We start from the raw sequence: 15662 nt of genomic DNA, 5'->3' as shown, positions 1-15662 counted from the left end.
CACTCTGTTTGGCGGCAGGCCTTGCCCGCTGCCCAACTTTCCCTGTTAACGGGCGGCCCCCGCTGCATCCTACTGGCAAACGCGTTCAGATACAGGCTCGAAGGTGCATTTCAGAAAAGGAGGGGCTTAAACCACTTTCAGCCGGCGATGGTTCTCTCTTTGAAGCGTCCTCTTCCTACTTCTCCTTCTCAACGCTTTTTCATACATCTATTTTAACCATATCATATCCTATTTTCGAAAAAATGTTAACCCGTGATTCTTTCAAGGCGTTTCTTTACTTTTTCCCTGCCGAGCAGTTCGATCAGGCTTTGCAGTTCCGGGCCGTGTGTCTGGCCGCTAACGGCAACACGGATCGGCATAAACAGCTTTTTCCCCTTTTGTCCGGTTGCTTTTTGCACTGCTTTGATCGCTTTTTTGATTTCGCCTGCTTCAAATGGTTCGATTCTGTCCAGTTCTTCAAGGAATGCACGGAGCACTTCCGGAACGTGCTCTCCCGACAAAATCGCCTTTGCTTCGTCGTCATATGTGATTTCATCCGTAAAGAAGAGCGGTTTCGACAATTCGACAATTTCCGCGCCGTAGCTCATTTGTTCCTGATAGAGAGAGATGAGTTTGCGCACCCATTGTTCTTCTTCAGGTGTCCGGTTTTCCGGAACGAGCCCTGCTTTTACAAGATGCGGCAACGCAAGCTCCACAACTTTATCCAAATCGAGCTTTTTCATATACTGGTTGTTCATCCATGCCAATTTTTGGCGGTCAAACAAAGCAGGCGATTTCGACAGCCGTTCCGGGTCAAAAATCTGGATAAATTCTTCCCGCGAAAAAATTTCTTCCTCGCCCTTCGGTGACCAGCCGAGCATGGCAATAAAATTAAATAGTGCTTCCGGCAAATAGCCGAGTTCCGCATACTGCTCAATAAACTGGATGATGCTGCCGTCGCGTTTGCTCAATTTTTTCCGGTGTTCATTGACAATCAGCGTCATATGGCCGAATACGGGCGGTTCAAACCCGAATGCTTCATAAATCATCAGCTGTTTCGGCGTGTTGGAAATATGGTCGTCCCCGCGAAGTACGTGGGACATTTTCATCAAATGGTCATCGATCGTAACCGCAAAATTATAAGTCGGCATCCCGTCTTTTTTAACAATGACAAAGTCGCCGATTCCATCCGATTCAAAAGACACTTCGCCTTTTACGATATCATTGAACGTATACACTTTGCCTTCCGGAACATGGAAACGGATGCTCGGTTTCCGTCCTTCCGCTTCAAGCCGCTTCCTGTCTTCTTCTGTCAGATGGCGGCATTTTCCGGAATAACGCGGCATTTCCCCACGTGCAAGCTGGGCTTCGCGTTCGGCTTCCAGTTCTTCTTCCGTACAATAGCATTTATAAGCCAGCCCACGATCAAGCAGATCTTCATAATATTTTTTATAAATATCGAGGCGTTCCGACTGGCGGTAAGGCCCGTATTCGCCGCCGACATCAATGCTTTCGTCCCAGTCGATGCCGAGCCATTTCAAATATTTCAGCTGGCTTTCCACACCGCCTTCCACATTCCGCTTCTGGTCAGTATCTTCAATCCGGATAATGAACTTTCCACCCTTGCTGCGTGCAAATAAATAATTGAATAATGCGGTACGGGCATTCCCGATATGCAAAAAACCGGTCGGGCTCGGAGCGTACCGTACTCTGATTTCGTTTGCCATGTCGATTCTCCTTTAAACTGTCGCTTTTTGTCTTGTTTTATTGTATCACCGTCTGAAAAAGCCGTAAACCGGTGGTGTGTCCGGTTCGGCGGACGAAAGATGGATTGACGTGAACCGGCGGATGGATGCCATCGCACATCTTGCAGGTAAAATATCTGCTATTATGCTTGTTCCAGCAAAAGACGGGATAATGGAATTGCCACTGTACCACGAGTGCCCCCGCCAGGCTATGCTTGTTCCAGCAAAAGACGGGTTTCCGATAACCGGGCGCACTGCTCCATTACACCATTTTCGGCAAAACATCTCCAGGCCATACACCGGTTAAAATGGTTCCAGCAGCAGTGCGGGTCCTAAACCGCACGGCTTGTCCCGATTTTGCAGCGATACACCGGTTATGTTTGTTCCAGCAAAAGAAAGGTTTCCGTTAACAGCTGCCCGGCTCCGTTGCACCATTTTTGACGAAACTTCTGTTGCCATACACCGTTAAAATGTCCAGCAGGCAGTACGTGCCTTAAACTGCCCGTTGTTTCAGCACCCTTGCAGCCACGCCGGTTAAGCCTGCTCCAGCAGTACCGCCGCCTGCGCCGCAATGCCCTCTTCGCGCCCGGCAAAGCCGAGTTTTTCCGTCGTGGTCGCCTTGACATTGACCTGCCCGATCTCCGCTTCCAAAATGCGCGCGATCGTTTCCCGCATTTTCCCGATATAGGGCGCCATTTTCGGCTTTTGGGCAATAATCGTGCAATCAAGATTGCCGAGCTTGTATCCTTTTTGTTTCACAAGCTGAAAAACATGCGCCAAAAGCGCCGCAGAATCCGCATCTTTAAATGCCGCATCTGTATCCGGAAAATGCCGGCCGATATCCCCTTCCCCAATGGCCCCGAGACAGGCATCCGCTACGGCATGAAGCAACACATCCGCGTCGGAGTGGCCGAGCAAACCTTTTTCATATGGAATTTCAACTCCCCCGATCATCAAGGGACGTCCCTCCCCGAACCGGTGCACGTCAAAGCCTTGTCCGATCCTGAACATCTTCATCCTCCCCCCTGCTTTTTTAAAATCGCTTCTGCGAAATAAAGATCTTCCGGTGTCGTAATTTTAATATTATCATAACTTCCCGGCACAATATGTACAGGATGGCCGATCCGTTCGACCAGTGAGGCTTCATCCGTTCCGAGAAAGCCGTCCCGTTCCGCCGCTTCATGCGCTTTTTTCAAGACAGACGTGCGAAAAGCTTGTGGCGTTTGGATCTGCCACAAGCTGCTCCGCTCAATCGTCTCGGTTACAATCTGGTCTTTTGCTCTTTTGATCGTGTCTTTTACCGGAACAGCCGCTATCGCCGCCCCTTTTTCCCCGGCCATTGCCGCCAGCGCTGCAATGGATCCGGCGCTGATAAACGGCCTTGCACCGTCATGCACAAGAATGACACTGCAGCTTCCGGCAAGTTCCAGCCCGTTCCGTACGCTATATTGCCGTTCAGAACCGCCGCGGGCAAATACTATTTTTTCCGAGCGGGGCAAAATACGCTTCATCTCTTCCCTATCATGCGGCTGCACGGGAAGTATCAACTTTTTGCAGGACGGATCGGCCAAAAAAACTTCTGCTGTAACCGCAATGACCGGGCGCTTGTTCAGTTCAAGAAATAATTTGTTGAACCCTGCGCCCATCCGCTTCCCCGATCCGGCTGCCGGTATAATCACCTCATAATCTGTCAAATCCAATCTCCCCCGGCATCCTGTATGAACTTCCCGCGTCCGGCGCCGCGGGTGTTCCAGGCTGCATTATAACGCTTTTTCAAGCAGTTTCGGCTTGGCAAAAATCATCCGGCCCGCCGAAGTCTGCAGGACGCTTGTCACGAGCACATCAATGCGTTTGCCAATGTAATTTTTGCCTTCTTCGACAACAATCATCGTGCCGTCATCCAAATAGGCAATCCCCTGGTGATGCTCTTTCCCGTCTTTAATGAGTTGCACATTGAGCTCTTCGCCGGGGAGCACAACCGGTTTTACGGCGTTGGCAAGGTCATTGATATTGAGCACCTTGACTTTCTGGAATTCACATACTTTATTTAAATTATAATCATTCGTCACGACAATCCCGTTCATCAATTTTGCCAGTTTAATGAGCTTGCTGTCAACTTCCTGGATATCTTCAAAATCGCCTTCATACATTTGCACTTCGATCGGCAGTTCATTCTGTATCCGGTTCAAGATATCAAGCCCACGCCGGCCCCGGTTTCTTTTCAAAGCATCCGAAGAATCGGCAATATGCTGCAATTCTTCAAGCACAAAGAGCGGAATCACAATCGGCCCGTCAAGAAAACCGGTCTGGCAAATATCCGCAATCCGTCCGTCGATGACAACGCTTGTATCAAGAATCTTCACCTGTTTTCCAGGCTGCGGATGCCCTTCTTGCTCTGTCCCGCCTTTCCGTCTATGCTGCCGGTTGAAAAACAAATTGAAAATTTCCTCTCTTTTCTTAAAACCGACCTGAAATCCGATATAACCGAGCAATACTGTAAGTGTAATCGACACAATTGTATTGACAATCGGAATTCCCCGCACCGGAATGCTTGCCAGATAAGCAATAATCAGGCCGAGCACAAGGCCAAAGGTGCCGGAAAAAATTTCCGTCATCGGGACTTTTACCAGTGAATCCTCAAACCAATCGACAAAATCAACGATATAATGAATGGACCAGAAAGTAATAAGATAAAAGATAATAGCCCCCAACAGCGCTGAAACATACGGGTTGTTGATTAACACATAATCCACTTTCACAAGCTTGTAAAAATCAGGCAGCAGGAAAACACCGAGCGTGCCGCCAATCAGTACCAAACAAATTTGTATAAGCCGTCTTAACAACATGTTCACCTCCTTTATACATTATAAACAAAAAATAGTGTTTAAAACGTTTGCCTTCGTATTTTTCCCTACCGAGCCAGTTAATCGCCGCGGTTTTCTCCGGGCATTTTCAGGCTTCATGCACATCCCCTGCTTTCTTTTAAAATTTGTATCCTGCCAGCCGCTGTCTTTTCTGTCTTTACATCATAACGGATCCTGTAAACGCAGATTTGCGGCAGTTATTTGCTTATCAAGTGGGTTCCGTTTTTTTCCACGCTTTCCTTCACTTCCCAGTGCCTTCCGCTTCCTCCGGTACCCTCACGCACTGATCCAAAGAACACATAGAAGGCACGGAAATTTGTTCCCTTTCTCATCCGCCGAGTGCCGCTTCCAAAGCTTCCTGGATTGTGGAGACGCCGATCACTTGAATCTCTTTTGGCGGCGTCCACCCGCCCATATTATTTTTCGGGATGATCGCCCGCCGGAAACCAAGTTTTGCCGCTTCCTGGACGCGCTGCTCAATCCTGGACACCCGCCTGACTTCCCCCGTCAGCCCGACCTCTCCGATAATGCAGTCATCCGCATTTGTCGGCTTGTCGCGAAAACTGGATGCCACGCTGACAGCAACTGCCAAATCCACTGCCGGTTCATCCACTTTCAGGCCGCCGGCGACTTTTAAATAAGCATCCTGGTTCTGAATCAAAAGACCGGCCCGTTTTTCAAGCACCGCCATAATCAGCGTGACACGGTTATAGTCAATCCCGGATGCCATCCGCCGCGGCATATTGAAAAACGTCGGGGCCAACAGCGCCTGGATCTCGACAAGGACCGGGCGCGTCCCCTCAATGGAAGCCACCACGGTAGAACCGGCTGCACCTTTTGTCCGTTCTTCCAGAAAAATTTCGGAAGGGTTCTGGACTTCTTCCAAACCGGATTCTTTCATTTCCAAAATCGCAATTTCATTCGTCGAACCAAAGCGGTTTTTGACCGCCCTTAATATCCGGTAGGCGTTATGGCGTTCACCTTCAAAATACAGGACCGTATCCACCATATGTTCAAGCACACGTGGGCCGGCAATGGAGCCTTCTTTTGTCACGTGGCCGACAATAAAGATGGCCACGTTTTTTGTTTTTGCCGTCCGCATCAGCTGTGCAGTCGTTTCCCTCACTTGCGACACACTGCCCGGCGCAGACTGGATTTCCGGATGGTAAATCGTCTGGATGGAATCAATGACCACAAAGCCGGGATTCAGTTCATCTATCGCCTGCTGGATCACGGAAAGGTCCGTTTCCGGCAGCACATAAAGATGGTCGGTATGGATGTTTAACCGGTCCGCCCTTAACTTCGTCTGTTTCGCCGATTCCTCCCCGGAAATATACAGTACATTTAACCCGTGCTTTGCCAGTTGTGATGACACTTGCAAAAGCAGCGTTGATTTGCCGATCCCGGGATCCCCGCCGATCAAAACAAGTGATCCGGCAACAATGCCGCCGCCGAGGACACGGTTCAGCTCTCCAAAATCCACCTTTGTCCTTTTTTCTTCTTTAGACTCTATAGACGTAATAGGTGCCGCTTTGGTTTCATTTCCAGGCTCCGGATGTAAAAAAAAGCCCCTCCGTTTTGGCGTCTCCGCTTCCTCCACCATCTGGTTCCACTGGCTGCATTGCGGGCACTTTCCCATCCATTTTGGCGACTCGTAGCCGCAGTTCTGGCAAACAAACTTTACGGTTTTTTTTGCCATCTTAAACCCCTTTCCCTCATATCTATGTGTATAAGTGTATACAAAGTATCTTGAAATTGAATTAAAATCGTATAAGAAACCGCCACATAGGTTGAACGAAACAGTACTCCTTCTTTATGTGTTGCCAGAAGCAATGTTATCCTAATCGCCATTGATTTTGGCGCGAAATTTTATATATGTGAAAAAAAGGGTACAATCGCCAAAACCATTGTACCCTTTCCTGCTTTCGGCATTAAGAATTGGACGATACAGCTTCCGACTCTGCCACACTGGCAAAAGTAAATTCGCCGTCTTTTACATCGACCAATACCTTTTGCCCTTCTTTTATATTGCCTTTCAGCATTTCTTCCGAAAGGCGGTCTTCGATGTTTTTCTGAATCGATCTGCGCAGCGGCCGCGCGCCGTATTCCGGATCGTAGCCTTTTTCCGCCACTTTTTCTTTTGCGGCATCCGTCAGCACAAGTTCGATATGATGCTCTTTTAACCGGTCCGACAATTCTTTCGCCATCAACGTGACAATTTCGTTCAACTGTTTCTTCTCGAGCGAATGGAACACAATGGTTTCATCAACACGGTTCAAAAACTCAGGCCGGAACGCTTTTTTCAGTTCCTCGAGCACTTTGTCCTTCATGTCTTTATAATCGGCCTCGACGGTATCCTGAATGGTGAACCCGACGCTCTTGTTGCGTTTTAAAGCATCTGCGCCGACATTCGATGTCATGATGACAATCGTATTGCTAAAATCAACCGTGCGGCCCTTGGAATCGGTCAGCCGGCCGTCATCCAGTACCTGGAGCAAAATGTTGAACACATCCGGGTGCGCTTTTTCAATTTCATCAAGCAGCACAACCGAATACGGTTTTCTCCGTACCTTTTCCGTCAGCTGCCCGCCTTCTTCAAAACCGACATATCCAGGCGGCGAACCTACGAGGCGGGAAGTCGAATGTTTCTCCATGTATTCGGACATGTCGATCCGGATCATGGCATCCTCATCGCCGAACATCGCTTCCGCAAGCGCCCGCGCCAGTTCTGTTTTTCCGACCCCTGTTGGCCCGAGGAAAATGAAGGAACCGATCGGGCGTTTCGGATCTTTTAATCCTGCCCGTGCACGGCGGACTGCTTTCGCCACTGCAAGTACCGCTTCTTCCTGCCCGATCACCCGGGAATGAAGGATCTCTTCAAGGTGCAGAAGCCTTTCCGTTTCGGTTTGTGCCAGTTTCGTCACCGGAACTCCCGTCCAGCTCGAAACAACAAGCGCTATATCATCGACTGTGACTTCACTGTTTTCCTGGCCTTGTTTTGCCTTCCAGTTTTTCTTCGTTTCCTCCAGCTGTTCGCGCAGTTTCTGTTCGGTATCCCTTAACGCAGCCGCTTTTTCAAATTCCTGGCTCTGGACGGCCGCATCTTTTTCCTTGCGTACCTCTTCCAGTTTCAATTCCAGTTCTTTCAAATTCGGCGGCGTTGTAAAGGAACGAAGACGCACTTTCGATCCGGCTTCATCGATTAAGTCAATCGCTTTATCCGGCAGGAACCGATCTGCGATATAGCGGTCCGAAAGTTTTACAGCGGCTTCGATCGCCTCATCGGTAATCGAGACGCGATGGTGTGCTTCATAGCGATCGCGCAGCCCTTTTAAAATCTGGATCGACTCATCAATCGTCGGCTCATCGACCTGGATCGGCTGGAACCTTCTTTCCAGTGCAGCATCTTTTTCAATATATTTCCGGTATTCATCCAGTGTTGTTGCCCCGATGCACTGCAGTTCGCCGCGGGCAAGCGACGGTTTTAAAATATTGGAAGCATCAATGGCTCCTTCCGCACCGCCGGCCCCAATTAAGGTATGCAATTCATCGATGAAAAGAATGATATTACCGGCCTGGCGGATTTCATCCATGACTTTTTTCAGGCGGTCTTCAAATTCGCCACGGTATTTTGTACCGGCCACAACCGTACCCATATCAAGCGTCATAACCCGTTTGTCACGCAGCGTTTCCGGCACTTCATTATGCACAATTTGCTGGGCAAGGCCTTCTGCAATGGCCGTTTTCCCAACGCCCGGTTCCCCGATAAGGACAGGGTTGTTTTTTGTCCTCCGGCTCAGTACTTCAATGACGCGTTGAATTTCTTTGCTGCGCCCGATTACAGGATCAAGGGAATCTTCCCGTGCGATCGCTGTTAAATCGCGGGCCAGACTGTCCAGTGTCGGTGTGCTGACGCTGGCCGCCGAACCGCCCTGTACGGACGCTTCACTGTTGCCCAATAATTGGAGCACCTGTTGCCTTGCTTTATTTAAGCTAACGCCGAGATTTGTCAGCACGCGTGCCGCCACGCCTTCACCTTCACGGATCAGCCCGAGGAGGATATGTTCCGTTCCAACATAGGAGTGCCCGAGTTTTCTCGCTTCATCCATTGACAGTTCAATCACTTTTTTGGCCCTTGGCGTGTAGTGGATCGTTTGGGAAATTTCCTGGCCGTTCCCGATCAGGGTTTCCACTTCTTCCTGGATTTTTTCGGCGCTTAAACCCAGGCCGTACAGCGCTTTTGCCGCGATGCCTTCCCCTTCGCGGACAAGTCCGAGCAAAATATGTTCCGTTCCGATATTGTTATGTTTCAGGCGGATTGCTTCTTCCTGGGAAAGGGCCAGCACTTTCTGGGCTCTCTCTGTAAATCTTCCAAACATCATCTGTCATTCCTCCTGTTCATTTGGTCTCCTCAAGCCTCAAACGTTCTCTTATCAGTGTAGCCCTCCGGATATCCCTTTCATACGGGCTGAGCGCTCTTCCGGCATAAAGCTGTAAAAATCCCGGCTGCATTAAAATCATCAATTCATTTAAAATTTGTTTCGAAATGTTTTGAATATAGCCCAGATCAATTCCCAGCCGGACATCGGACAAACAACGGGCCGCTTCTTTTGTTTCAATGATCCTGCTGTTTTGCAGGACACCGAGCGAACGGTAAACCCTGTCTTCTAATTGTATGTTTGAAGTCTGCACCAATGCTTCCCTTGCCGATCTTTCCTGTGTAATGATCTGCCGGATGACACTGGTTAAATCCGAGACAATATTGTCTTCCGATGTTCCGAGTGTCACCTGGTTGGAAATTTGAAAAATATTTCCGATGGCTTCGCTTCCTTCGCCATATATTCCTCTTACCACCAAACCAAGCTGATGAATCGCCGGAATGATTTGTTTAATTTGCTGTGTCAGCACAAGTCCCGGCAAATGCATCATGGCCGATGCGCGGATGCCCGTTCCGACATTTGTCGGGCAGCTGGTTAAGTAACCGAGCGTTTCATCAAAAGCATAATCGACCCAATTTTCAAGCAGGTCATCAAGCTGATTGGCTTTCTGAAGCGTTTCATGCAATTGAAGCCCTGGAGAAAGACATTGTATGCGTAAATGATCTTCCTCATTTATCATAATACTAATATCTTCGCCGCTTGACAAAATAACTGCCCCGTCACCCGCTTCTTCGGCAAGTTGCGGGCTAATCAGGTGTTTCTCCACAAGCACCCTTTTTTCGAGCGGTTTTAATTCGTCCATTTTTAAAAATTCAGCCTGCATTTCAGCCGGAAAATGATTTCGGGCGATATCCTGGATTGTTTTCATAATTTCCCTTGCTTCCTCGCTGGTAAACAAGGACGGGAACCGGTAATTTTTTAAATTTCTTGCCAGACGAACCCGTGTCGTCAGCACAATTTCCGATTCAGGCCCTTGCTCGTTCATCCAGGAGCTGGACGCTTTGTGCAAAAAATGTTCTAAAGACATTATTGTTCCCCTCCTTTTGCTTGAGAAGAACCTTCAAGTGCGCGAATTTGATCGCGGAGTTCTGCTGCTTTTTCAAATTCTTCCTGGCTGATGGCTTCCTGCAACGCCGCCTTTAATTCCTGCAATTTTTTCTTTGTATAAATGGCACCGCCAATCCGTGCAGGTATTTTTCCTTCATGCGCAACGTTGCCGCCATGAAGGCGCTGCAAAATCGGAACAAGCTGGTGCTGAAACGTCTCATAGCAATGCGGGCAGCCTAACCGGCTTGTGTTTAAAAACTGGTTCAATGTCATCCCGCAATGGTTGCAGCGAAGCACATCCGGGTCAGGTGCTGTTTCCTGTTTGAAAAGTTGGATGGCCGGATCAAAATTAAAAAGGCCCGCGAGCAGATTATCGAAGGAAAAGGTTTTCCCCCAATCCGATGAAAACTTTTCCCCCTTCTCCTGCGCGCACTTCTCGCAAAGATGGAATTCCGTTTTCACACCGTTTATAATTTTAGTAAAATGCATCGTTGCCGGCCTTTCATTGCATTCCTGGCAAATCACGGCATACTCACCTCTATTGTTACTTGTATTTTAAGGTCGTTAACATCGATTTCAACATTCTGGCACGCAGTTCATCCCGTTCCGGCAACTGGATGTAGAGCACGGAGCGGTCCATCACGCTGAGCATGATTTTTGCCTCCCGCCTTGAAATCACCTCTTCTTCAACGAGGCGGAGAATGATGGCTTCCGCATTCGACTGGGAGATGACATTGCCGATATGCACAAGCAGCTGGTCAATCAGTTCCGCATCGCTTTCAGGCCGCACTTTCATGATCCGGATATAGCCGCCGCCGCCCCTTTTACTTTCAACAATATACCCTCTTTCAATCGTAAACCGCGTATTGATGACATAATTGATTTGCGAAGGGACACATTGGAACTTATCGGCAATCTCATTGCGTTTTATTTCAAGAATTTCTTTTTCATTCAGTTCCAGAATCCGTTTTAAATATTCCTCTATGATATCCGATATATTTTTCATCAAAGCCACCTCCTGACACCGTCTTTTGACTTTGACTATATTTGACTTTAATTATACATGATTCCCTACAGAAAATGCAACTAGGAAAACTGCCCCTTTTTCAGCATTTCTGTTTGGGGAGACAACCGGATGTTCACGGACCACCCGATGGGACTGCGTGCGCAGCGAGCGGTAAAGATTAACCCAGACAGATTGGGGGTGCGGGTTCATAGGAGGTCGAGCCCTTTGAAAAGCTTTTACTGCTACGGCAGGACAAATCAAAAAGCCCTCGCGTCTGCGGGGACTATTTTTATGCTTTTATTTCTCTATCTAACAAAAGAAGAACTCTATTTTTTAAATCAATTATGTTTTCATCTAACTTGTCAGGTAGTAAATCATTAATACCATCAATTTCTGTACCCAGTTCCAAAATTTCTATTAATTCATTTGAGTAATTTTTTTCCTTCAAAGAATCAATGATACGGTAATTAAAATATCTTTTCTCAGCTTCTTCTATCGAAATTTTCTTATTATATACAGCCTCGATTATACCTAAAACATTCAACAATATATCTTTTTCTTCGGTATTTTTATTAATCATTTTTTAACACTCCAGCCTTTCTTAGTTTTAACATTTTATAAAATCCTTGCATTTAATTTTTTCCGAACCTGTTAGCATCCTTGCCAAATCTAGGAATTTTGCTTATTCAGCAAGCCCTAATTATGCACAATTTTATTACCGCCGTCAATATATTTTTAAAATTTTTAAAAAATTATTATCAGGTTAGTAATATAATCAGATTCAAAAGGTAAATCTTTGTCGTTTTTCTTATGGAAATTTTTATATCTCCCTTATTTACACATTCAAAAAGGCCAGCTGATTCAGCTGGCCTTCTGTTTGCCCGGCAACGTCCTACTCTCGCAGGGGGAAACCCCCAACTACCATCGGCGCTGGAAAGCTTAACTTCCGTGTTCGGGATGGGAACGGGTGTGACCTTTCCGCCATCATCACCGGACCTGTATAATTTTTGGGATGTGTTCCCTGAAAACCGGATGGGAGAAAAAACTGTAAACGGAGAATAGCTTTGGTTTCTAACTTTAAAAATTGTCTAGCTCCAGCGCCTATCGGCTAGCGTATTTCTGCGCTTTCTCCCTACGATAAGCGGGCATCGGCTCGCCTTTAGGGGCTCGCCGTGTTTCCTTTATCTCAGTCGAAAGCTCCGAAATCCATACGCCGATGACCAAGGCGCTTCCGCTTTTCTATTGTCCAGCTCCGGTGCCTAGCCCCTCGAGGTCGAATAACCCGCCCGTCACGGAGCCAAAAGACGGCTCCATGCCGGTCAGAACATTCGCTTGTCGGGGCTAAACAAGGCACCTCCGCTTTTCTGTTTGGTTAAGTCCTCGATCGATTAGTATCCGTCAGCTCCACGCGTCGCCGCGCTTCCACCCCGGACCTATCAACCTGATCATCTTTCAGGGATCTTACCAGTATAAACTGTGGGAAATCTCATCTTGAGGGGGGCTTCATGCTTAGATGCTTTCAGCACTTATCCCTTCCGCACATAGCTACCCAGCGATGCCTTTGGCAAGACAACTGGTACACCAGCGGTGCGTCCATCCCGGTCCTCTCGTACTAAGGACAGCTCCTCTCAAATTTCCTGCGCCCGCGACGGATAGGGACCGAACTGTCTCACGACGTTCTGAACCCAGCTCGCGTACCGCTTTAATGGGCGAACAGCCCAACCCTTGGGACCGACTACAGCCCCAGGATGCGATGAGCCGACATCGAGGTGCCAAACCTCCCCGTCGATGTGGACTCTTGGGGGAGATCAGCCTGTTATCCCCAGGGTAGCTTTTATCCGTTGAGCGATGGCCCTTCCATGCGGAACCACCGGATCACTAAGCCCGACTTTCGTCCCTGCCCGACTTGTAAGTCTCGCAGTCAAGCTCCCTTATGCCTTTACACTCTGCGAATGATTTCCAACCATTCTGAGGGAACCTTTGGGCGCCTCCGTTACCTTTTAGGAGGCGACCGCCCCAGTCAAACTGCCTGCCTGACACTGTCTCCCACCCCGGTAAGGGGTGCGGGTTAGAATTTCAATACAGCCAGGGTAGTATCCCACCGATGCCTCCGCCGAAGCTGGCGCTCCGGTTTCCAAGGCTCCTACCTATCCTGTACAAGCTGTACCAAAATTCAATATCAGGCTGCAGTAAAGCTCCATGGGGTCTTTCCGTCCTGTCGCGGGTAACCTGCATCTTCACAGGTACTATAATTTCACCGAGTCTCTCGTTGAGACAGTGCCCAGATCGTTACACCTTTCGTGCGGGTCAGAACTTACCTGACAAGGAATTTCGCTACCTTAGGACCGTTATAGTTACGGCCGCCGTTTACTGGGGCTTCAGTTCAGAGCTTCGCCTTACGGCTAACCCCTCTCCTTAACCTTCCAGCACCGGGCAGGTGTCAGCCCCTATACTTCGCCTTGCGGCTTCGCAGAGACCTGTGTTTTTGCTAAACAGTCGCCTGGGCCTATTCACTGCGGCTTCCCGGGGCATACACCCCAAAAAGCACCCCTTCTCCCGAAGTTACGGGGTCATTTTGCCGAGTTCCTTAACGAGAGTTCTCTCGCTCACCTTAGGATTCTCTCCTCGCCTACCTGTGTCGGTTTGCGGTACGGGCGCCTTTCACCTCACTAGAGGCTTTTCTTGGCAGTGTGGAATCAGGAACTTCGGTACTAAAATTTCCCTCGCCATCACAGCTCCGCCTTGGCGCGAAGGATTTGCCTCCGCACCGGCCTAACTGCTTGGACGCGATCAACCAGTGTCGCGCTTGCCCTATCCTCCTGCGTCCCCCCATCGTTCAAACGGTGAAGAGGCGGTACAGGAATATCAACCTGTTGTCCATCGCCTACGCCTTTCGGCCTCGGCTTAGGCCCCGACTAACCCTGAGCGGACGAGCCTTCCTCAGGAAACCTTAGGCATTCGGTGGAAGGGATTCTCACCCTTCTTTCGCTACTCATACCGGCATTCTCACTTCTAAGCGCTCCACCGGTCCTTCCGGTCCGGCTTCAACGCCCTTAGAACGCTCTCCTACCACGGACACCATACGGTGTCCATCCGCAGCTTCGGTGATACGTTTAGCCCCGGTACATTTTCGGCGCAGCGTCACTCGACCAGTGAGCTATTACGCACTCTTTAAATGATGGCTGCTTCTAAGCCAACATCCTGGTTGTCTAAGCAACGCCACATCCTTTTCCACTTAACGTATACTTTGGGACCTTAGCTGGCGGTCCGGGCTGTTTCCCTTTCGACCATGGATCTTATCACTCACAGTCTGACTCCCAAGCATAAGTTTTTGGCATTCGGAGTTTGTCTGAATTCGGTAACCCGATGAGGGCCCCTCGTCCAAACAGTGCTCTACCTCCAAAACTCTTCGCTTGAGGCTAGCCCTAAAGCTATTTCGGAGAGAACCAGCTATCTCCAAGTTCGATTGGAATTTCTCCGCTACCCACACCTCATCCCCGCACTTTTCAACGTGCGTGGGTTCGGGCCTCCAGCAAGTGTTACCTTGCCTTCACCCTGGACATGGGTAGATCACCTGGTTTCGGGTCTGCGGCCTCATACTCTTTCGCCCTGTTCAGACTCGCTTTCGCTGCGGCTCCGCTTCTTCAGCTTAACCTTGCATGAGACCGTAACTCGCCGGTTCATTCTACAAAAGGCACGCCATCACCCGTTAACGGGCTCTGACTACTTGTAGGCACACGGTTTCAGGATCTCTTTCACTCCCCTCCCGGGGTGCTTTTCACCTTTCCCTCACGGTACTGGTTCACTATCGGTCACTAGGGAGTATTTAGCCTTGGGAGATGGTCCTCCCGGATTCCGGCGGGATTCCTCGTGTCCCGCCGTACTCAGGATCCACTCGGGAGAGAACGAAGTGTCAGTTACAGGGCTTTTACCTTCTCCGGCAGGCCTTTCCAGGCCGCTTCACTTAACCTGTTCTTTTGTAACTCCCATATGAGTGTCCTACAACCCCGGAAGGCAAGCCTTCCGGTTTGGGCTGTTTCCTGTTCGCTCGCCGCTACTTGGGAAATCGCAATTGCTTTCTCTTCCTCCGGGTACTGAGATGTTTCAGTTCCCCGGGTGTGCCCTTCCTGCCCTATGGATTCAGGCAGGAATCCTGTCCGATTAAAGACAGGGGGTTTCCCCATTCGGAAATCTCCGGATCAAAGCTTACGTACAGCTCCCCGGAGCATATCGGTGTTTGTACCGTCCTTCATCGGCTCCTAGTGCCAAGGCATTCACCGTGCGCCCTTTCTAACTTAACCATAAAAAGGTTTAAATCCAAAAATAAGCGATTCTCGGTTTACTTGGTTTGTTTCTCCTATCCGGTTTTCAAAGAACACATTTATAAAGGTGGAGCCTAGCGGGATCGAACCGCTGACCTCCTGCGTGCAAAGCAGGCGCTCTCCCAGCTGAGCTAAGGCCCCAATCATTAAGGAATGGTGGGCCTGAATGGACTTGAACCATCGACCTCACGCTTATCAGGCGTGCGCTCTAACCAGCTGAGCTACAGGCCCTTAATGAAAGGAAATATAAGGAAGGATTG

The 15662-nt window shown here is 49.1% G+C and carries 10 protein-coding genes, 2 tRNA genes, 2 rRNA genes and 1 other annotated feature (1 of these 15 cut by a window edge); all 14 genes read right to left on the bottom strand.

The features are described from left to right. Window positions 1–201, bottom strand: a binding site (T-box leader) (it extends 29 nt beyond the left edge of the window). 44 nt (window positions 202–245) lie between these two features. Continuing rightward, complete coding sequence (gltX, locus tag NSS95_RS00165; RefSeq protein ID WP_026684125.1) at window positions 246–1706, bottom strand: glutamate--tRNA ligase; 1461 nt, start codon at window positions 1704–1706, stop codon at window positions 246–248. Window positions 1707–2258: 552 nt separating this feature from the next. Next, window positions 2259–2735, bottom strand: coding sequence for a 2-C-methyl-D-erythritol 2,4-cyclodiphosphate synthase (ispF, locus tag NSS95_RS00160; protein ID WP_014096523.1), 477 nt, complete (start codon window positions 2733–2735; stop codon window positions 2259–2261). 2 nt (window positions 2736–2737) lie between these two features. After that, window positions 2738–3418, bottom strand: a complete 681-nt coding sequence (gene ispD, locus NSS95_RS00155) for a 2-C-methyl-D-erythritol 4-phosphate cytidylyltransferase (RefSeq protein ID WP_014096524.1) — start codon at window positions 3416–3418, stop codon at window positions 2738–2740. A gap of 66 nt (window positions 3419–3484) precedes the next feature. After that, entirely contained in the window at window positions 3485–4570 is a 1086-nt protein-coding gene (locus NSS95_RS00150; RefSeq protein WP_014096525.1) for a PIN/TRAM domain-containing protein, read from the bottom strand. Window positions 4571–4916: 346 nt separating this feature from the next. Further along, on the bottom strand, window positions 4917–6287 hold the full coding sequence (gene radA, locus NSS95_RS00145; RefSeq protein ID WP_014096526.1) for a DNA repair protein RadA: 1371 nt from the start codon (window positions 6285–6287) through the stop codon (window positions 4917–4919). Window positions 6288–6519: 232 nt separating this feature from the next. Continuing rightward, window positions 6520–8970 (bottom strand): ATP-dependent protease ATP-binding subunit ClpC, encoded by a 2451-nt coding sequence (clpC, locus tag NSS95_RS00140; RefSeq protein WP_014096528.1) that lies wholly within the window; start codon window positions 8968–8970, stop codon window positions 6520–6522. Between the two features lie 16 nt (window positions 8971–8986). Further along, the gene (locus tag NSS95_RS00135; protein ID WP_014096529.1) at window positions 8987–10054 is read right to left on the bottom strand and encodes a protein arginine kinase; all 1068 of its coding nucleotides are present in this window, start codon (window positions 10052–10054) and stop codon (window positions 8987–8989) included. Further along, the gene (locus tag NSS95_RS00130; RefSeq protein ID WP_014096530.1) at window positions 10054–10599 is read right to left on the bottom strand and encodes a UvrB/UvrC motif-containing protein; all 546 of its coding nucleotides are present in this window, start codon (window positions 10597–10599) and stop codon (window positions 10054–10056) included. The genes NSS95_RS00135 and NSS95_RS00130 overlap by 1 nt, the downstream gene beginning before the upstream one ends. Before the next feature lie 19 nt (window positions 10600–10618). Next, entirely contained in the window at window positions 10619–11083 is a 465-nt protein-coding gene (locus NSS95_RS00125; protein WP_371836356.1) for a CtsR family transcriptional regulator, read from the bottom strand. A 286-nt stretch (window positions 11084–11369) separates the two neighbouring features. Continuing rightward, the gene (locus NSS95_RS00120) at window positions 11370–11660 is read right to left on the bottom strand and encodes a DUF3969 family protein (RefSeq protein ID WP_014096532.1); all 291 of its coding nucleotides are present in this window, start codon (window positions 11658–11660) and stop codon (window positions 11370–11372) included. 299 nt (window positions 11661–11959) lie between these two features. Continuing rightward, window positions 11960–12075, bottom strand: a 5S ribosomal RNA gene (gene rrf, locus NSS95_RS00115). A 373-nt stretch (window positions 12076–12448) separates the two neighbouring features. After that, window positions 12449–15381: ribosomal RNA gene (locus NSS95_RS00110) — 23S ribosomal RNA — on the bottom strand. 89 nt (window positions 15382–15470) lie between these two features. Further along, window positions 15471–15543, bottom strand: a tRNA-Ala gene (locus tag NSS95_RS00105). Window positions 15544–15556: 13 nt separating this feature from the next. Then, a tRNA-Ile gene (locus NSS95_RS00100) sits at window positions 15557–15633 on the bottom strand. Between the last annotated feature and the right edge of the window lie 29 nt (window positions 15634–15662).

The sequence above is a fragment of the Weizmannia sp. FSL K6-3076 genome, from assembly GCF_038007245.1.
Classification (GTDB): domain Bacteria; phylum Bacillota; class Bacilli; order Bacillales; family Bacillaceae_C; genus Weizmannia; species Weizmannia faecalis.
The sequence above is the reverse complement of the archived record's forward strand: the minus strand, read 5'-3'. Positions and strand labels throughout refer to the sequence as shown.

Coding starts and splice junctions, on each gene's coding strand:
- gltX (WP_026684125.1), bottom strand. CDS start 1,706: ATGGCAAACGAAATCAGAGTACGGTACGCTCCGAGCCCGACCGGTTTT.
- ispF (WP_014096523.1), bottom strand. CDS start 2,735: ATGTTCAGGATCGGACAAGGCTTTGACGTGCACCGGTTCGGGGAGGGA.
- NSS95_RS00150 (WP_014096525.1), bottom strand. CDS start 4,570: ATGTTGTTAAGACGGCTTATACAAATTTGTTTGGTACTGATTGGCGGC.
- radA (WP_014096526.1), bottom strand. CDS start 6,287: ATGGCAAAAAAAACCGTAAAGTTTGTTTGCCAGAACTGCGGCTACGAG.
- clpC (WP_014096528.1), bottom strand. CDS start 8,970: ATGATGTTTGGAAGATTTACAGAGAGAGCCCAGAAAGTGCTGGCCCTT.
- NSS95_RS00135 (WP_014096529.1), bottom strand. CDS start 10,054: ATGTCTTTAGAACATTTTTTGCACAAAGCGTCCAGCTCCTGGATGAAC.
- NSS95_RS00120 (WP_014096532.1), bottom strand. CDS start 11,660: ATGATTAATAAAAATACCGAAGAAAAAGATATATTGTTGAATGTTTTA.